Raw genomic sequence first — 19920 nt, forward strand, 5'->3', positions numbered from 1 at the left:
TATAAGGTGCGATTTATTAAGCAGATAGCGATACTATGTCACATCACCATGCTAAACGTTGCTCAGCTAGCGATGCTGATAAAATACAAATCACCGCGCCTAAGTCAGCATGACGAACAGCAACATTTGCCTGTTGCTCAACCATCGGCTTAGCATGATAAGCCACCCCTAACCCAGCAACTTCCATCATCAATAAATCATTAGCGCCATCGCCAACAGCGACAGTATTATGTGGCTCGATATCAAACTCTTCGGCTAGTGCCAGTAATATTTCCGCTTTTGCTTTAGCGTCAACGACTTTACCAATCACCTTACCCGTTAACTTACCGTCAATAATTTCAAGCGTATTTGAGGTTGCTGATACCAAGTTAAATTGCTGCTGTAAGTGATCTGAAAAGTAGGTAAATCCTCCTGATGCAATCGCCACTTGCCATCCATAATGATGCAAGGTTGTGATTAATTGAGGTAATTCAGCCATCAAAGGTAATTTATCACGTACTTGAGTCAAAATCGTTTCGTCAGCACCGGCTAAAGTTGCCACTCGCTGGCGTAAACTCTGTTCAAAATCTAACTCACCAAGCATTGCCCGCTCAGTAACTGCAGCCACTTCTTCACCGACACCAGCTAGTTTTGCGATTTCATCAATACATTCAATCTCAATTGCAGTGGAGTCCATATCTAACACTACAATTCCAGGCATGGATAAATCAGGAATATCACTGACATAAGCAAAATCTAACTGTTGTTCAAGCACCACTTGTTGTTGCTCTACCGTTAATTCACTGGCAATCAAAATCGCATCATAAGCTCCTACTTTCCATGCTGCGACAATTTCAATAGCATTCAGTGCAACATCATTAATCGCATCAATATTATCAGTGGAAATTTGTTTACCATATACCAGCCAACTCGCTTGGCGCTTGCTGGTATTAGTGACAGATAGTATCTCTGGAAAGCGTTTAAATAAGGTCGGGTGTTTGTTGATTTTGAGTACGTTAGCAACGTCCATTACGTCATCCTTAACAATTTATTTACTACAAACCTAACGATTGTACTCCAGAAGAGCAAGCCCAATTGAGAATTGACCATTATATCACTAACAAAAAAATAAATTTAAATCCATATAATTAGCAACTTACGCAATCAACTTACAACTAATCATTAATAACTATTATTTGTTAATAAAGTTTAACACTTCCCTGCGGGGGAAATAATCATCCATTATTTTTTTAGTGTAGAATAACTGTAACTAGGATAATCGAGTGATATTAATGATCCAATGGAATACCAAACGGTGGCAACGTCAGCGTCTGCATAAAACCGTTATATTGCTAATATGTTTATTAACATTTATCGGCATACTCCAATATGGTGCATTACTTAGCCAACAAAACTACCAACTGCTCAGTGAGCAAACTCAAACCTTATCACAAATTATTGTGCGTCAAGCGGCTCAAAATGCAGCAGTAGATCTTGAAAATAAAGACCAAGATCAACTGCAATTATTGGTTAAAAATTTAACCACTGAGCCATTGATCTTAGATGCCAGCATTTATAATCTTGAAGGGGTGGTATTAGCAAAAACTAAAGCTGCAATGCCACTAGAGCAATTAACCGGACTATCGACCCCATTAGCGATAGCGAGTATTGGCCGTCAACAAATTGCAGAGCCGGTATTACTTAACGGCCACATTATTGGATTTATGCGGATCACTCTTGAACACGATAAACTACTGGCGCATGCTTTTGCTCAAATGGCTTCTATGACTGCCATTATTCGAGGCCTAATCATTGCAGCATTGATCCTTGGCGGATTACTGATGCTAGTATTTAGCCGTCAGCATTATCAAGGTAACTTTCCTTTCCTGCGTAATCATCGCCAATAGCACTGATTAACATCCATAAAAAAGCGGTAACAGCTGACACTGTTACCGCTTTTTTAATTCTGATGGGCACTCAATCAGAGTACCTATTCAGTTCACTATTACTCAGCATCACCAAGTAATACTGATTCTAGAGCAATTTCAATCATTTCGTTGAACGTTAATTGACGCTCTTCTGATGTTGTTGCTTCACCACGTAGAATATGATCAGAAACAGTACAAATAGTCAGAGCTTTAGCACCAAATTCTGCAGCTACGCCATAAATACCAGCGGCTTCCATTTCAACACCAACAATGCCGTATTTATCCATTGTTTTGAAGAAATCAAAATCAGGATTGTAGAACAAATCAGCTGAGAAGATATTACCCACTTTAACTGGAATACCTTTTGCTTTTGCTGCATCTACTGCATTTTGTACCATACCGAAATCGGCAATTGCTGCGAAGTCATGGCCACCAAAACGGATACGGTTTACTTTAGAATCTGTTGATGCGCCCATGCCGATAACAACATCACGCAATTTAACGTCATCACGTACAGCACCACAACTACCAACACGGATAATTTTCTTCACGCCAAAGTCTTTAATTAACTCTGTCGCATAGATAGAACAAGAAGGAATACCCATGCCGTGGCCCATAACAGAGATCTTACGACCTTTGTAAGTACCAGTGAAGCCAAGCATGCTACGTACATTACATACTTCAGTAACATTTTCTAGGAATGTCTCTGCAATGAACTTAGCACGTAGTGGATCACCAGGCATCAGCACGACATCTGCAAAATCACCCATTTCAGCATTAATATGTGGAGTAGCCATAGTTATATCCTTTTGTTAATTGAATCAGTTACCAGTGGCGGCCATATCGATTAAAACACCCACCACCGATGACTAATAACCGCTTAATATCGTTCAGATAACGACAACAATCGCTACCGTACAAACATGCATACTTTTATACTAATCAAGGCGATTTATCCAATGACTCCTCGCCTTGATGATTAAGATAATGCCACTATATTAGGTTTATAGAAACGACTTACCATAAGCCATATCAGATGTACCAAAATGCTCGGCAAGACTTTGACCAATATCCGCAAATGTTTCGCGACGACCTAATGATCCTGCTTTAACTTTTGGTCCAGTTACAATCACAGGAATATGCTCACGTGTATGATCAGTACCTGGCCATGTTGGATCACAACCATGATCAGCAGTAATAATTAGCACATCATCTTCTTTTAGCAATGCTAAAATTTCAGGCAAACGACGATCAAAATATTCTAACGCGGCAGCATAACCCGCTACATTACGACGGTGGCCATAAGCTGAGTCAAAATCAACGAAGTTAGTGAAGACGATACTGTTATCACCAGCAACTTCAATTTGTGCTAGCGTTGCATCAAATAAAGCTGGAATACCGGTTGCTTTTACTTTGCGAGAAATACCACAACCAGCATAGATATCAGAAATCTTACCGATAGAAATCACTTCGCCTTGCTTTTCTTCAACTAACTTTTGCAAAATAGTTGTTGCAGGTGGCTCAAGTGATAAGTCACGACGGTTACCCGTACGCTCAAATTGACCTTTGCCTGCGCCAATAAATGGACGCGCAATAACACGACCAATATTATAATCTTCTAGCTCTTCACGCACGATATGACAAAGTTCCATCAACTTATCAAGACCGTAAGTCTCTTCATGACATGCAATTTGGAATACAGAGTCAGCAGATGTATAGAAAATTGGTTTACCTGTTTGCATGTGCTCTTCACCCAAGTCATCCAGTACTTGTGTACCTGATGCATGGCAGTTACCTAAGTAACCATCGAGACCTGCACGCTCAAGGATGCGATCAGTTAGCTCTTTAGGAAAACTATTGGTTTTATCACTGAAATAGCCCCAATCAAACAATACCGGCACACCTGCAATTTCCCAGTGACCAGAAGGCGTATCTTTTCCTGATGAAATTTCTTTCGCATGGCCGTAGGCACCAACGATTTCAACATCAGCATCCATACCTTCAGGGAAACTACCGCATGACTCTTCACAGGCTTTTGCTAAACCAAGTTTAGTTAGGTTTGGTAAATGTAGAGCACCACTACGATCGCCATTATCAGCTTCACCGCGCGCACATGCTTCTGCAATGTGGCCAAGGGTATTTGCACCTACATCACCAAAATCAACCGCATCTTCAGTCGCGCCGATACCAAAAGAATCTAAAACTAAAATAATTGAACGTTTCATTTTTGCTCCGTTATACATCTTGCTTGCCAATGCGACGGTATACTTCAGGGGTTGCTTCTGACGGTGCTTCTGCAATAGTAATATTGGCACGTACAGCTTTAGCAGCTTCTTGCCACTGTGCCTCAGTACGTGCATGTACCATTGCTAATGGGGTATCAGCATACACTTCATCACCAAGACGAATCATATCAGATAAACCAACGGCATAATCGATGCTGTCGCTAGCGACACGACGACCACCGCCCATACCTACCACAGCCATGCCTAAACCACGAGTATCCATTGCACTCGCAAAACCGGTTGTTTCAGCAAATACAGGTTTAACGATTTCTGCTTTATCAAGATAGTTATCATAATTATCGATAAAATCAGTTGGACCACCAAGACCTGCAACCATTTTGCCAAAACGTTCTGCTGCTTGACCATTATCTAACACTGCTTGGAGTTTCGCACGTGCTTGCGGTAAATCTGATGCAAGTTTACTGATAACTAACATTTCAGCACACAATGCCATAGTAACTTCGTATAAACGTGGGTTACGGTATTCACCTGTTAGAAATTGTACTGCTTCACGTACTTCAAGTGCATTACCCGCTGTTGATGCCAATACTTGGTTCATATCAGTCAATAACGCTGAAGTACAAGTACCAGCACCATTAGCAACAGCAACAATAGATTTAGCAAGTTCTTCTGATGCTGCATAAGTTGGCATAAATGCGCCAGAACCTACTTTAACGTCCATGACTAAATAATCGAGACCAGCAGCTAATTTCTTCGACAGAATAGATGCAGTGATCAATGAAATATTATCAACGGTAGCAGTAACATCGCGTGTCGCGTAAACACGCTTATCTGCAGGAGCTAAATCACCCGTTTGACCGATAATTGCCACACCAGCTTCTTTAGTAACTTTGCCGAACACTTCATTGCTTGGCGTAATGTTATAACCTGGAATTGATTCCAGTTTATCTAACGTACCACCTGTATGACCAAGACCACGACCAGAAATCATTGGTACATAGCCGCCACATGCCGCTACCATTGCGCCCAGCATTAAAGAGGTCACATCACCCACACCACCGGTTGAATGCTTATCAACAATCGGACCATCAAAATTCATATGCCCCCAATCAATCACCATTCCAGAATCACGCATTGCACATGTTAATGCAACCCGCTCATCCATGGTCATATCATTAAAATAAACCGCCATTGCAAATGCAGCGATTTGACCTTCAGAGACAGTGTTTTTAGCAACACCTTGAATGAAAAAATTAATTTCATCGGCAGTCAAAGCAATGTTGTCGCGTTTTTTACGAATAATTTCTTGAGGTAAGTACATGACGATCCTCTTACTGATATGTTTTTCAATGGGGGGGAATTAATTATCTATTGTAAAATTAAGCTATTATTTTGCTAAAATTTACGTGCACGAATTCATCCAGTGATGCCAATACATCATTGATAAATATGGTTAAATAACCTAGATAATTGTCACTAATATAAAACAATTAGTGCTAAGAATAATAAGGTGGCATAACGCCACCTTATTCAAAGAAGCTTAGTAGCCGCCTTGTGCTGCTTGCTCGCCTTCACCTAACGTGTGAAGTAAATTAGCAAGTAGGCTTGATGCACCGAAACGGTAATGACGGCTGTCTGCCCACTCATCACCAAGAATAGTGTTAGCCATCGCTAGGTATTGTTGTGCATCTTCAGCAGTACGCACACCACCAGCAGGCTTAAAACCAACTGTTTTTGCTACGCCCATATCTTTAATCACATTAAGCATGATTTCAGCATATTCAGGTGTTGCGTTTACAGGCACTTTACCTGTAGATGTTTTAATAAAATCAGCACCAGCATTGATACAGATTTCAGAAGCTTGCTTAATAAGTGCTTCCGTTTTTAGCTCGCCAGTCTCGATGATAACTTTAAGTAATACGTTATTGCCACACGCTGCTTTACATTGCTTAACAAGCTCAAAGCCTACTTCTGCATTACCCGCCATTAGTGCGCGGTATGGGAATACTACGTCTACTTCATCTGCGCCGTAAGCAACAGCTGCTTTAGTTTCAGCAACAGCGATCTCAATGTCATCGTTACCGTGTGGGAAGTTAGTAACAGTTGCAATACGTACATCTGGTGTACCTTGCTCACGTAACTGCTTCTTAGCTACTGGGATAAAACGAGGGTAAATACATACTGCAGCAGTGTTACCAACAACTGTTTTTGCGTTCTTACATAGTGCGATCACTTTTTCATCAGTGTCGTCTTCATTTAATGTTGTAAGATCCATTAATTTTAATGCACGTAGTGCTGCAGCTTTTAAATCGCTCATGACTATCTCCAGTCGTAATGTTTGATCGCGGTAGTATTAATAGTACTACCTGAATACTCGGTATGAATTCAGCAGTGACCTAATCAATTTCACTGCAATGCAACGACATTTACTATCGCTGACATCTATGAGCGGACGTTATTCCTTGAAGACCCTGCAACAAATTAATGTTGTCTTGGTTACTATCCCTATCACCGCGTGAGCTACCTAATCTTAGATAAAGTTACTCTAACCTGTTTAGGTTTTACTTACTTATAATATCAACTCAACCACGACTCGACTATTAAACTCGTGTTTCCTGTGGTGGATAATATGTTTACTGAAATAAAAAGTGTAATCGTAACTAATGCGACTTGATCGAAAAAAAATAGCTCTTTTTGCATAACTGTTATTTATCATGCAAATAACGGCAATAATTTATTAACCGCAACTACTGAATTGTTTCTACAAGCGAATAATAACAGAGTGAGAATTTAGAAAGGGGAACGCAATCGATTTTATTACATTAAATATCACCCACCCCATCAAATTAATTTGCCCCCACTCCTATTCCAACAAACTATTCGATTAAAACAGCCAATTAAAACAGCCAATTAAAACAAAAAAGCGCCACAGTATTCACTGTGGCGCTTTTTCTTTTATCGTTTGAGGCTAGTTATTACGATGCAGCAAGAGTAATAAATAGACCAGCAATGGTTGCAGACATTAGGTTAGATAACGTACCAGCCGCAACAGCCTTCATACCAAAGCGAGCGATTTCAGCACGACGAGTTGGAGCAAGACTACCAATACCACCTAGTAGGATAGCGACTGAAGATAAGTTAGCGAAACCACACAATGCGAATGAAATGATTGCTTTAGTCTTATCAGACATTACCGCACCAGTCTCTGCTACTAACATACCGCCGTCAGCCACATCTTTTAAGTAAGGGGCAAAGTTTAGGTAAGCTACGAATTCGTTAACAACAATCTTTTGACCAATGAATGAACCAGCAAGTTGTGCTTCGCCCCATGGCACACCAATTAAGAATGCTAATGGTGAGAAGATGTAACCTAGAATTAATTCTAGTGTTAACTGAGGCATACCGAACCAACCGCCGATACCACCTAACATACCGTTTACTAGTGCAATTAGACCGATGAACGCTAGTAGCATTGCGCCAACGTTTAGTGCTAGTTGCATACCTGATGATGCACCTGCAGCTGCAGCATCAAAAATGTTTGCTGGTTTTTCTTCAGCTTCATCAACATTGTCGCCTAGCTGCTCAATTGGCTGCTCAGTTTCTGGCTTGATGATTTTTGCGAATAGTAGACCACCTGGTGCTGCCATAAATGACGCCGCAATCAAGTACTCTAGTGGTACACCCATTTGTGCATAACCTGCTAGTACACCACCAGCAACTGACGCCAAACCACCACACATTACTGCAAATAGCTCAGATTGAGTCATCTTAGGTACGAATGGACGAATAACTAAAGGTGCTTCTGTTTGACCAACAAAGATATTCGCTGTTGCAGACATTGATTCTGCATGTGATGTACCCAGTACTTTACGTAGACCGCCACCAAGAATATTGATAACAACCTGCATGATACCTAAGTAGTACAACACACTAATAAGAGCAGAGAAAAACACGATAACTGGCAGAACACGCAAGGCGAAAACGAAACCGCCACCACCGAACACTTCAAACATCTTGTTTGAGGTTAGGCCGCCGAACAAGAAATTAATACCGTCATTACCGTAAGCAATAACGTTAGCAACTGCTTGTGACATACCATACAGCACATCACGGCCTACCGGTACATAGAGTACAAATGCACCCAACAGGAATTGGATAGCAAATGCGCCACCAACAGTACGTAGATTGATCGCTTTACGGTTATCAGAAAGTAGTACAGCAATTAGTAGCAGTACCACCATCCCAACAAGGCTCATTAGCAGGCTCATGATTTATGGAATCCTATAGTTAAGTTTTGGCGTCTTGACAGTTCGGCTCTTTAAGAGTTGGCGCATTATACTCATGGAGTTGGTGATGATGTAATGCCAAGATCACAGTTTATGAGGAAACTTGATGTATTAGAATTCGCTATTGTGATCGGAATCACACATAAGAGGTATGGCAATGTAAACGGTTAGCGCAAACGTTTGGCTTTGGCAGCAGAATCACAGCTTTATTTGAAATAATTCAGCCGTTGTTAAGGTTGTGACCTGTGCGACTTGTGCATAATCCTCAGCTCTAATTTCAGCCAGTACCATCGCAATATCGACTAACCGCTCAGGTCGATTCGGCTGACCTTGATAACCTGCGACAGGCATATCAGGTGCATCGGTTTCCAACAATAATGCTGATAACGGCAATTTCGCGACTGTTGTACGCGTTTTGTGAGCTCGGCTATAGGTAATTGTGCCACCAACTCCAATTTTGATACCAAGATCAACAAGCTGAGTAGCTTGCTGGTAACTGCCACTGAAACCATGATAAACACCTCCCGCCATGGGTGGATGTTGGCGAAGTAACTGCACCAATTCAGGAAAAGCTTTACGGCAATGCAAAATTACAGGTAGCTTATAGCTATTGGCTAATTGCAATTGTGCTCGTAACCATTCAAGTTGTTGCTCTCGCTGAGCGCCAGCTACTGCAAAATCTAACCCACACTCTCCCACAGCCACACAACGATCATCTTCTTTTGCTTCAGCAAGCTGTGCTGTTAATTCAGCAACAACCTCAGAACTATGTTGGTGGTAAAAAAAAGGATGAATACCCAACCCATAATATAAGCCTGAGAATTGCTGACATAAGGCAGAAACTGTCTGCCAATTACTGCGACCAACCGTAGGAATAACCATCGCTTTAACGCCAGCTTGCTGTGCTTGTGTCCACGCTTGGTGCGGATTTTCTGCAAACGGAGCGAAATCAAAATGGCAATGGCTATCTATTATGACTGAATGATTAGTTACTACGGACATACTTTGAGTCTCTATTAGGGCAAGTATTATGGTTAATATTACTCAAATTAACCGTCAAACACGTCATTCTTTATCTTTGTTGGTAATTCTCACTGCGGCTAGATTGAGTCTAAGGGTAAAATCAGCGACAATAGCGGATAATGCACTCCATTCAAAAAGAACATGCTAATGTCGCTAACACAGTTTCAGGGCGAAGTATCTAAACGTCGTACTTTCGCTATTATCTCCCACCCCGATGCGGGTAAAACCACCATTACTGAAAAAGTATTGTTGTTCGGAAACGCGATCCAAAAAGCTGGTACAGTAAAAGGTCGTGGTTCTAACCAGCATGCAAAATCTGACTGGATGGAGATGGAAAAAGAACGTGGTATCTCGGTAACCACATCGGTTATGCAGTTTCCTTACAACAATTGTTTGGTTAACTTGCTTGATACTCCAGGACACGAAGACTTCTCTGAAGATACTTACCGTACCCTAACAGCCGTTGACTCCTGTCTAATGGTTATCGATGCCGCTAAAGGTGTCGAGGATCGTACTCGTAAGCTAATGGAAGTTACTCGCCTACGTGACACACCTATCGTTACCTTCATGAACAAATTGGACCGCGAAACACGTGATCCAATGGAATTGCTTGATGAAGTTGAAGTTGAACTAGGTATGGCATGTGCACCTATCTCATGGCCTATTGGTTGTGGTAAAGAGTTCAAAGGTGTTTACCATATTCACCGTGATGAAACGATTCTGTACAGCACAGGTCAAGGCCATACTATTCAAGAACAACGCATCATTAAAGGCTTAGATAACCCAGAGCTTGATGTGGCTATTGGTAGTGATTTGGCAGCAAACTTGCGCGAAGAACTAGAATTAGTGATCGGTGCATCAAATGAGTTTGATCTTGAGCTATTTTTAGCTGGTGAGCTAACGCCTGTTTTCTTTGGTACTGCACTGGGTAACTTTGGTGTTGACCATATGCTTGATGGCTTAACTCAATGGGCTCCAGCACCATTACCTCGTCAAGCAAATACGCGTGAAGTAGAAGCGACTGAAGAGAAATTTTCAGGCTTCGTGTTTAAAATCCAAGCTAACATGGATCCAAAGCACCGTGACCGTATTGCATTTATGCGTATAGTGTCAGGTACTTACAACCAAGGTATGAAGATGAACCATGTTCGTACTGGTAAGAGCGTAAGTATTTCTGATGCAGTAACCTTCATGGCCGGTGACCGTTCTCGCGCTGAAGTTGCTTATGCGGGTGATATTATTGGTTTACATAACCACGGTACAATTCAAATTGGTGATACCTTTACTCAAGGTGAGAACCTTAAGTTTGCCGGTATTCCAAACTTTGCCCCTGAACTATTCCGTCGTATTCGTCTAAAAGATCCACTTAAGCAAAAGCAATTGCTAAAAGGCTTAGTACAACTTTCAGAAGAAGGTGCGGTACAGGTATTCCGTCCACTACAAAACAACGATTTAATCGTTGGTGCGGTGGGTGTACTTCAGTTTGATGTGGTTGTTGCACGTCTTAAAGCTGAATACAACGTTGAAGCGATTTATGAAGGCGTTAACGTTGCAACAGCGCGCTGGGTTGAATGTGACGATGCTAAGAAACTTGAAGAATTCAAGCGTAAGAACCAATCACACCTAGCATTAGACGGCGGTGATAATTTATCTTATATCGCCCCAACAATGGTTAATCTAAACCTTGCTAAAGAACGTTTCCCTGAAGGTGATTTCCGCGCAACGCGTGAGCACTAATCTACTTTCTGGTTATTAATACAAAAAAGGCCGTATTCATCTGAATACGGCCTTTTTATTGGTGCTTTTATAGCTTAATCAGCCAAAAGGCATAAACATATAGGCCATGATCAACGCATCTTCGCGCCCATCAACCGCTGGGTAATAGCCTACGCGACGATTGGTTTCATTAAATCCAGTCGCTTCATACAATTTATAAGCACCTAGGTTGCTTTCTCGTACTTCAAGCCAAATTTCTTCCGCTTGTTTCGCTTCTAGTGCATCAATAAAACCATTAAGTAACAACTTCCCGTAACCCTTACGCTGTTGAGCTGGATCAATAGCAATATTAAGTAATGTGCCTTCACCTGCGACCAATTGTCCAAAACAATAACCAACAACCTGCTCGTCAACCACTAACACATAGTTAGCCGCTATGCGATTCGGTTGCTTACGGATCATTGATTCTGCCCATGGAAAAGTATTAGCGGCTTGTTCTATACGCCAAACATCATCAGTATGGTGCGCTTCTAACGGAATAATTTTATGAGTCATAACCACAAATCTGTTGCCATAACGCCTTCTTAGATGAAGGATCATTATGCATTAGTTTTAATGAGGCCGAATTCAGTACCTGACAGCCACTAGGGTGCGCCCCTTGGCAGCCAGCAAACCAACACCAATCTAAATGGTGCTCTGCGATTTGATCAAGCGCCGATAACGGCAATGATAAGGCTTGAGATGGGGCTAATTTCATACTAGATAAAATTCGTCCAAACAACCAAGCATCATGCTCATCCAATTCCTCTGCTGTAATAAAGAGCAGCTTACACTCAGCGGGTAGATTGATCACAGGCAGCACTTGGTTAGGAAAAAGTTCTGGCTTTCGTACTTGCCAATAAGTGATCCCCATTTCCTGTAACACCTGAATATCGCGTTGCTTCATACCCTACCTGCTATGGAATATAAATGGAGACTGATCCTAACAAATCCACGTCAGTTTGTACTCATAAACTATAGCCATCGGTATTCCACTGTCTAAAAACAACAATGCCGACATCAAGTCGGCATTGTTTATTATTCAGTTATCATCAAGCTTAATCATTAATCATGGTAACGTTGAGCTAATGCATCTGCAGCAACCATTGCTTGGTAAACACGCTCTGCATTCACTTTAACGGGCATATTGCCCATGGTATCACCTTCTGCACAAGCAATTTCAGCGACTTGACGCCAATCAGCTTCAACCATTTCTTCAATACCAAAATCAGCAAGTGTTAATGGTAGACCTGCTGTTTTCATAACATAAATAACGTTTTCAATTTCTTCTGCGTCAGCTTTTTCTAATACTAACTGGGTTAGTAAACCAAAAGCGACTTTTTCACCATGCTGAATATGATGTAGTTGTGGTAATGATGACATACCGTTACTGATCGCATGTGCAGCAGCTAAACCGCCAGACTCAGCACCAACCCCACTTAAATAAATAGTCGCTTCAACCATTTCTTCTAATGCAGGAGTAACGACATGACGACGTGCTGCGTCCATAGCCATTTCAACATTTTCAACAATCAGTTCATAACACATTAGTGCCATGCCTAAACCGGTACGTGATACTCGTTTTTGAACTAAGTTTAGCCCATCGGCATAACAACACGCACGGGCTTCAAAGAAAGTAGCAAGAGCATCACCAATACCTGCAGCAAAAAACTTCGTTGGAGCAGCAGCAATGATACCGGTATCAGCTATAACCGCATCTGGATTTTGAGGTAAGAACAAGTAACGATCAAACTCACCATCGTCTTTATATATCACTGATAATGCAGTACAAGGCGCATCCGTTGACGCGATGGTTGGAAAAATAATCACTGGAATTTTAGCAAAATGCGCCACCGCTTTGGCAACATCCATAGTTTTACCACCACCGATACCCACCACAACATTTGCGCCGTGGTGTTTTACTATCTCATGAATACGGCCAATTTCAGTATCAGTACATTCATATTGAAATTGTTCTGCATGAGCGGTAATGCCCGCTTGCTGTAAAGAGGGTAATGCTTCAGCTTGTACTTTATTAAGAATAAATTCATCACAAATCAATAAAGCATTATTACCAAAATCTTTAATAAACCCATCCAGTTGCGGTAACAGGTTTTGGCCAATAATAAATTTTTTAGGTGAGGTAATACTACGTGGGATCATCGATGCTATTCCTTAAGAATTATTTCTTAGCAACAAAATACCACCACTAAATATTAAGCTAAATGACAAATAAAGAATTCTTAATTCTCAATATTAACCTTGTTGCACCAATCTATGAATAGGTTATTAATAAAAACCAAAAAGCCACACCATTATTAACGTTTTGTCGTTAATGTCCGGTGTGGCTTTTTATTGTGGCTATTAAGCACATGATTAGACTAACGCATTAAACTCTTCGCAATATTCAACCAAACCTTGATATTGTTGAACACTACCAGGCACAACTTCTAACACCATGAAAGCCTCTTCAGTGCCGGGCCAACTGCATGTTAAACCATGCTTAAGTGCCGGTTGATAACCCGCTCGCTGATAATAATTAGGATCACCTAATACCACCACTGTCGGATAATCAAAATCGGCTAACGTTGCTTGCGCTTCAGCTAATAATGCTAGACCAACCCCTTGATGGCGATGATCCTCACGCACAGCTAAAGGAGCAAGACCTTGCCAATTCGTTTCTTGTCCAGCGACAGTTACCGGACTAAAAAAAGCATGCCCAATCACTTCACCATCATCTGTACAAGCAACTAATGACAATGTACGACAGCCATTTTCACGTAAACGCATCACCAAATTAGCTTCGGCGTCAGTCTCAAAAACTGATTTTAACAATGCATCAATTAATAGAATATCAGCAGGTGCTTCAGATCTAATGAGCATGTATAACCTCTTTCTCAATCACGTTAGTCTGCATTCCCTGATGAATAAAATCAGCTGATTGCTGTAACACAAATTTTATCGGCGAAGGTAAAGAATCAAGATCAATACTATCCATCAAATTCTTTACTTCCAGCCCCAGTTCAGTATCCCCTTCTATACGAAGACGACGTTGGAAGAACAGTGTATCAGGATCTTCTTTGCGTGCCGCAATTAATACTAAGTCATTACACTCACCACTAAAGCTTACATCATGCTGGTCGCATTGCTCAGCAACAACCAACTGTTGATCTTGATAACTAATAAACCACTGTAACCCTAAATCACGCACCTCAACTTTTAGCCAACGATCTTCAAGAAACTCAAAATCACCGTCCTCTAAGGCTTCTTTAAAAACCATCGCCAAGCCATCGAGCATCATTTTCTTTTGAATAGCGAACGGGGTTAGCTTTGCAGGGACACGTAATAATGCCGGGCCGCGTTGAACCAATTTTTTTCTAAGTTGAGCAATCACTATTTGTATTCCTGTTTAAAATCGAACGCTAAAAATGAATTGTATGGCAATCTTAGCCATTTGTTTTATGCCTTGAGTCAAAAAAAAGCAACTGCTCTAGAAAAACTCACTATTATTTTGTTAATAAACATTATATTTACCCTCACTAACATTTACACTAACTATGATTTAGCACCAACTTATTATTAACATTCAAATATAACGCTAAGGATTAGACATTCATGCAAATAGAGCAACTTGACTATTGGTTTCCATTACTGACAAATAATAGTCCTTTCCTATTTGCGATTCTTAACGACCAACACCACTATCATAGTGTTAATAATCGTTATAGTGATATCAGTGGTAAACCACAACACGAACTCATTGGTAGTAATGATATTGACACCCTTGGTAACTACTACTATCAATGCTTAAAGCCTTATTACGAACGTGCATTTAATGGTGAAGTTATTGAAGCTGAAATTATTATCAATGACACTGATCATCACACCAGTTTGCACATTAGCTTGGCACCGTTAACGAATGCCGACGGTAAAATTGATCATATTATTTTACATTCCGTAGATACTTCAGAACGCCATGTATTAATTAACTCATTGCAAGAATCAGAGCATCAACTGACCCAACTTCAAAATCTGATGACTGACGGTATCTGTGTGATTGAAAAAAATATCATCATGAATGCCAATCAACGCGCCGTTGAACTATTGGGTATGACCTCAAAAAATGCCTTACTCGGACAAGCACTTGATCATGTGTTACTCGATAATAAGAAACAACCTTGTCACAGTAAAACATTCGCTCAAGCAATCCATAACAATAATCGCCATTATTATTCTGCTCATAATGATGATCACTCACCATTGATGGTAACGACAACGGCTATTACCATGATGGGAGAAGCAGCATTATTAATAAAGCTCACTCCCGACACCAGCACTGATGAACAACAGCATAAAATTGAGCAATTAACTCAACTGGATCCTTTAACGGGCCTTTATAATCGCTATGGCTTTAGTCGCCAACTCGAACTGCTAATGAAAGCCAATACACCGCTATTTATGCTATATATCGACATTGATAACTTTAAAAATATCAATGATTCATTAGGGCATCATATTGGTGATAAAGTCCTTCAAGAAATTGCGCTGCGATTGCAACAACTGCTACCTAAAAATGCGCTTATTGGTCATTTAAGTGGTGATGAATTTGCCGTTTTACTGGCGCACCCTGAACATGAAAATAGCGGTGAAATAATTGCCGAACAAATCATTGCGTTAGTTAACCAACCCTTTGATCTGCGTTATTTTAGTAAGCACCTTGCCTGCTCAATTGGGATGGTTAAATCGCCGGGTAATGGCCATGATGCGCGCATGATGTTGCAAAATGCCGACACTGCAATGTATGAGGCCAAAAATCGCGGGCGAAATCGGTTAGTGGTTTTCAGTGATGCAATGAGTAAAGAAGCTCGAATGCGATTATGGCTGGAAATAGAACTACAAAAAGCACTGCAAAATAATGGCTTAGAAGTATGGTATCAACCTAAAGTTAACGCCAAAAATTTTGAAATTGACGGTGCAGAAGCATTAGTTCGTTGGAAGCACCCCGTTGAGGGCTACATTAGCCCAGCCCAATTTATTCCTGTTGCTGAACGATCTGGTCTCATCGAGCAACTAGGTCGTGTGGTGATGCGAGAGGTGTTTACTACCGTTAAGCAGTGGAAAAAACAACAGCTCTTAAAAGGGCGAGTAGCAATCAACTTATCATCACAACAATTTGAAAATCCTAAATTAATTAGTTTTGTCGATAAACTACGTCAATCAACAGGAATCAATGCGGCGGATTTTACCTTTGAGCTTACCGAAAGTTCGGTAATGAGTGACGGTGAACATACCATCCAAATGCTCAATGCCATTAAACAACAAGGATTTGCATTATCTATTGATGACTTTGGTACCGGATATTCATCATTGTCTTATTTAGCGAGATTTCCGCTCGATGAACTCAAAATTGACCGCGCTTTTATTAAAGATATTGATACCATTCCAAGACAAATTACCCTCATCGAAAATATCATCAATTTAGGTAAATCACTCAACATGAGTGTGGTGGCAGAAGGCATTGAAACTCGCCAACAAGCAACTTTACTATCAAACCTTAATTGCGACTATATTCAAGGATTTCATTTTCACCGCCCAATGCCAAAGCAAGAACTTGAAGACTTGTTATTAAAGGAAAAAGTTTATCTTAATGGTTGATATGAGCCTCAAAACACGATCATTTAGTAACAATTTTATTGTTTAATATCAACCAAACCTGCCTAACATCAAGATCTGCTGCCATAAACACTTTTACTATGATGGCATCGCTTTTATGCAAAGATTGGATAATAAATAACATGGAGCTTCTTTGCCCTGCTGGTAATCTTCCAGCATTAAAAACAGCTATCGATAACGGTGCGGATGCAGTTTATATTGGTTTTAAGGACGATACTAACGCCCGCCACTTTGCTGGTTTAAACTTCACTGATCGCAAGCTTGAAAAAGCCGTACAATATGTAAAAGATCACGATCGTAAATTACATGTGGCTTTAAATACCTTTGCTCACCCAGATGGCTTTAGTCGCTGGACTAAAGCGGTTGATAACGCAGCGGAAATGGGCGTTGATGCTCTGATCGTGGCAGATATTGGCGTACTTGAATATGCAGCAACCACTTACCCTGATTTAGAGTTACATCTCTCAGTGCAGGCATCAGCAACTAACACCGCTGCAATCGATTATTACCAACAAAATTTCAATATCAAACGCGTCGTGTTACCGCGGGTACTTTCTATTCATCAAGTTAAGCAATTAGCCCGTAATACTGATATGCAATTAGAAGTTTTTGCTTTTGGTAGTTTATGTATTATGTCTGAAGGACGCTGTTATTTATCATCTTACATGACCGGCGAATCCCCTAATACGGTTGGTGCTTGTTCTCCAGCAAAGTATGTTCGCTGGCAAGAAACACCACAAGGATTAGAATCGCGCTTAAATGAAATTTTAATTGATCGCTATACTAAAGGTGAAAATGCTGGTTATCCCACGCTATGTAAAGGCCGATTTGATATTAATATCGACGGTGAAAACAAGCGCTATCACGCACTAGAAGAGCCAACTAGCCTTAATACCCTAGAAATTTTACCTGAGCTATTTAAGGCTAATATTGCATCAGTTAAAATTGAAGGTCGCCAACGCAGCCCTGCTTATGTTGAGCAAGTAACCCGTACTTGGCGTGCAGCAATTGACCACTATTTAGCAAATCCTGAAGGCTACAGTGTTAATCCAGCATGGAATGCATGTCTGGGTAACCTGTCTGAAGGTAAGCAAACGACGTTAGGTGCATACCACCGCAAATGGCAATAAGGGATCATTAATGAAATATTCACTAGGGCCATTATTATACTTTTGGCCTCAGCATGATGTTGAAACCTTTTATCAGCAAGCAAAGCACAGTAATGTTGATATTATTTATTTAGGTGAGACGGTGTGCTCTAAACGTCGCGCCCTAAAACCAGCCCAATGGATAGATATTGCGAAAGAACTTGCCACCAATGGTAAGCAAGTCGTGCTATCAACCATGGCATTGCTAGAAGCGCCTAGCGAAGTTAACATCATGAAAAAATATATCGATAACGGCGACTTTATTGTTGAAGCTAACGATGTATCTGCGATTCAACTTGCATCACAAAGCAAGGTGCCGTTTGTGGTTGGTCCTGCGGTTAACTGCTATAACGCCCAAACCCTCAAACTATTTGTTAAACAAGGCATGACCCGTTGGTGTATGCCGGTTGAACTGTCTCGTGATTGGTTAGCTAACACACTTACCGAATGTGAGGCTTTAGGTATCCGTCAACAATTCGAAACCGAAGTCTTTAGCTATGGTTATTTACCTCTTGCCTATTCAGCCCGCTGCTTTACTGCTCGAGCTGAAAATAAAGCTAAAGATGATTGTGAGACTTGTTGTATCAAGTATCCACAAGGGATCACTGTTAACAGTCAAGAAGATCAAAAAATCTTCACCCTCAATGGCATTCAAACCCAATCAGGCTACTGCTATAACTTGATCAACGATTTGAAAGGCATGAAAGATATGGTCGATGTAGTCAGGTTAAGCCCAATGGGACTTGATACCCTCACCTTAATCGATGATTTCCGTGCTAATGAGCAAAGCACGATTCGTCATCCTCTGGCTGATGGTCATCAATGTAATGGCTATTGGCATAATCTTGCAGGATTAGATATTCGTTAGTGGTTCTATTAAAATAAAAAAATAGCCGCTCTTCATAGCGGCTATTTTTATAGAAAATCATGATGACTATGCGCTTGGAGGAACTGGTTCTACTGGTACTGCATTTTGCTCAGCGGTTAAAATACGATCCAATTCAAGTAAAGACAGTCGATGTTCAACAAACTCATACACATTACCCGCTAGTGCAAGTTTATACAGCATAACTGCAGTCGAATAATCTTGTTGATTTTGATAGCGCTGCGCTAAATAAAAATAGCCTTCAGTTAATCGCAAAGCCAACTGTTGATTATCTTTACTCTGCTCGGCAATCTCAGTTAAAAATTGCTCTTCACTAATATCACCAAGATACATACGCACAATCTGCCAGCCCCAATCTTGTTTATCACTCGCCGCATAACGTTGTTGAAGTAATGTTTGAGCTTGCTCTGGCACAAATTTCAAATCATTAATGTAGAGCCAAATCACTCGATAAGGATCATTAATATCCTGCTGGTAATGCGGCAATAAATCATCATTCGCTAAATCGTAACGCTCACCATAATACAGCGCGATACCACGATTACGGTGTGCATAAGGATGCTCTGGAGCGAGATCCAAAGTAGAATCAAACGCTTCATAAGCTAAATCAAACAACCCCATTTGAGTAAAAATAACCCCGGCAACATTATATAAATCAGGCTGGTTAGGGTTTAGCGTTAGCGATTTATTAAAATCAAGTCGGGCTAAATCACGTAAACCTAAACTGTCATGCAGTAAACCGCGATCATAATAAATGGTCGCTAATGTTGTTTGAGGAATATTGGGTTGCTGTAATATTTGCTCAATTCGTGCCAACTGGATTTGCTGCTGCAAACTAGGTTGATAAGGAATCGCCATTGGCGGATGGGTCCATGTTGTTGGCATTGCTGAACAACCACTCAGCATCAGCACTGACGCAATTACAACATATTGAAGATGGCGTATTATCAACTCATTTCTCCCTGTGACATCAATGACGATCCAGCGTCTATGATA

General features: G+C 40.8%; 18 protein-coding genes. 5 read left to right on the forward strand and 13 right to left on the reverse strand.

Annotated features, from left to right (window positions below):
- Positions 1-43: 43 nt before the first annotated feature.
- Positions 44-1009: a phosphoserine phosphatase gene (gene serB, locus PPBDW_RS12895; RefSeq protein ID WP_036795950.1), complete on the reverse strand. Its 966-nt coding sequence runs from the start codon at positions 1007-1009 to the stop codon at positions 44-46.
- Positions 1010-1271: 262 nt separating this feature from the next.
- Between serB and PPBDW_RS12900 the strand changes: the two genes are divergently transcribed.
- Entirely contained in the window at positions 1272-1886 is a 615-nt protein-coding gene (locus tag PPBDW_RS12900; protein WP_036796479.1) for a YtjB family periplasmic protein, read from the forward strand.
- Positions 1887-1984: 98 nt separating this feature from the next.
- Here the strand turns inward: PPBDW_RS12900 and deoD are convergent, their stop codons facing one another.
- The 6 genes from deoD to PPBDW_RS12930 all read right to left on the reverse strand — a co-directional run bounded on the left by deoD (position 1985) and on the right by PPBDW_RS12930 (position 9441).
- A complete protein-coding gene (deoD, locus tag PPBDW_RS12905; RefSeq protein WP_036795952.1) occupies positions 1985-2704 on the reverse strand; it encodes a purine-nucleoside phosphorylase in 720 nt (239 codons plus the stop codon).
- A gap of 207 nt (positions 2705-2911) precedes the next feature.
- Complete coding sequence (gene deoB, locus PPBDW_RS12910; RefSeq protein ID WP_036796480.1) at positions 2912-4132, reverse strand: phosphopentomutase; 1221 nt, start codon at positions 4130-4132, stop codon at positions 2912-2914.
- A gap of 10 nt (positions 4133-4142) precedes the next feature.
- A complete protein-coding gene (gene deoA / locus PPBDW_RS12915) occupies positions 4143-5474 on the reverse strand; it encodes a thymidine phosphorylase (protein WP_036795953.1) in 1332 nt (443 codons plus the stop codon).
- 219 nt (positions 5475-5693) lie between these two features.
- Positions 5694-6470, reverse strand: coding sequence for a deoxyribose-phosphate aldolase (gene deoC, locus PPBDW_RS12920; RefSeq protein WP_036795955.1), 777 nt, complete (start codon positions 6468-6470; stop codon positions 5694-5696).
- Between the two features lie 658 nt (positions 6471-7128).
- Positions 7129-8421, reverse strand: coding sequence for a NupC/NupG family nucleoside CNT transporter (locus tag PPBDW_RS12925; protein ID WP_036795956.1), 1293 nt, complete (start codon positions 8419-8421; stop codon positions 7129-7131).
- A gap of 216 nt (positions 8422-8637) precedes the next feature.
- A complete protein-coding gene (locus PPBDW_RS12930) occupies positions 8638-9441 on the reverse strand; it encodes a TatD family hydrolase (protein ID WP_243423014.1) in 804 nt (267 codons plus the stop codon).
- Between the two features lie 168 nt (positions 9442-9609).
- On the opposite strand from PPBDW_RS12930, the gene prfC reads away from it, so the two are divergent.
- Complete coding sequence (prfC, locus tag PPBDW_RS12935) at positions 9610-11199, forward strand: peptide chain release factor 3 (protein ID WP_036795957.1); 1590 nt, start codon at positions 9610-9612, stop codon at positions 11197-11199.
- 78 nt (positions 11200-11277) lie between these two features.
- Here the strand turns inward: prfC and rimI are convergent, their stop codons facing one another.
- From rimI to ubiT, 5 genes are all read right to left on the reverse strand, one after another.
- Complete coding sequence (gene rimI / locus PPBDW_RS12940) at positions 11278-11733, reverse strand: ribosomal protein S18-alanine N-acetyltransferase (RefSeq protein WP_036795958.1); 456 nt, start codon at positions 11731-11733, stop codon at positions 11278-11280.
- A complete protein-coding gene (locus PPBDW_RS12945) occupies positions 11723-12124 on the reverse strand; it encodes a DNA polymerase III subunit psi (RefSeq protein ID WP_036795960.1) in 402 nt (133 codons plus the stop codon). Before PPBDW_RS12945 ends, rimI begins: the two co-directional genes overlap by 11 nt.
- Before the next feature lie 158 nt (positions 12125-12282).
- Positions 12283-13380 (reverse strand): glycerol dehydrogenase, encoded by a 1098-nt coding sequence (locus tag PPBDW_RS12950; protein ID WP_036795961.1) that lies wholly within the window; start codon positions 13378-13380, stop codon positions 12283-12285.
- 213 nt (positions 13381-13593) lie between these two features.
- Positions 13594-14100: a GNAT family N-acetyltransferase gene (locus PPBDW_RS12955; protein WP_036795962.1), complete on the reverse strand. Its 507-nt coding sequence runs from the start codon at positions 14098-14100 to the stop codon at positions 13594-13596.
- Positions 14090-14611 carry a ubiquinone anaerobic biosynthesis accessory factor UbiT gene (gene ubiT, locus PPBDW_RS12960; protein ID WP_036795964.1) on the reverse strand — a complete coding sequence of 174 codons (522 nt, stop codon included), beginning with the start codon at positions 14609-14611 and terminating at the stop codon, positions 14090-14092. Before ubiT ends, PPBDW_RS12955 begins: the two co-directional genes overlap by 11 nt.
- Positions 14612-14832: 221 nt before the next feature.
- Between ubiT and PPBDW_RS12965 the strand changes: the two genes are divergently transcribed.
- The 3 genes from PPBDW_RS12965 to PPBDW_RS12975 all read left to right on the forward strand — a co-directional run bounded on the left by PPBDW_RS12965 (position 14833) and on the right by PPBDW_RS12975 (position 18906).
- Positions 14833-16872 (forward strand): sensor domain-containing protein, encoded by a 2040-nt coding sequence (locus PPBDW_RS12965; RefSeq protein ID WP_036795966.1) that lies wholly within the window; start codon positions 14833-14835, stop codon positions 16870-16872.
- Positions 16873-17012: 140 nt separating this feature from the next.
- A complete protein-coding gene (ubiU, locus tag PPBDW_RS12970) occupies positions 17013-18020 on the forward strand; it encodes a ubiquinone anaerobic biosynthesis protein UbiU (RefSeq protein ID WP_036795968.1) in 1008 nt (335 codons plus the stop codon).
- 10 nt (positions 18021-18030) lie between these two features.
- Positions 18031-18906, forward strand: coding sequence for a U32 family peptidase (locus PPBDW_RS12975; RefSeq protein WP_036795970.1), 876 nt, complete (start codon positions 18031-18033; stop codon positions 18904-18906).
- Positions 18907-18972: 66 nt separating this feature from the next.
- On the opposite strand, the gene nlpI is transcribed toward PPBDW_RS12975, so the two are convergent.
- Positions 18973-19875: a lipoprotein NlpI gene (nlpI, locus tag PPBDW_RS12980; protein ID WP_082386827.1), complete on the reverse strand. Its 903-nt coding sequence runs from the start codon at positions 19873-19875 to the stop codon at positions 18973-18975.
- Positions 19876-19920: the final 45 nt, after the last annotated feature.

The sequence above is a fragment of the Photobacterium kishitanii genome, assembly GCF_000613045.3.
GTDB lineage: Bacteria > Pseudomonadota > Gammaproteobacteria > Enterobacterales > Vibrionaceae > Photobacterium > Photobacterium kishitanii.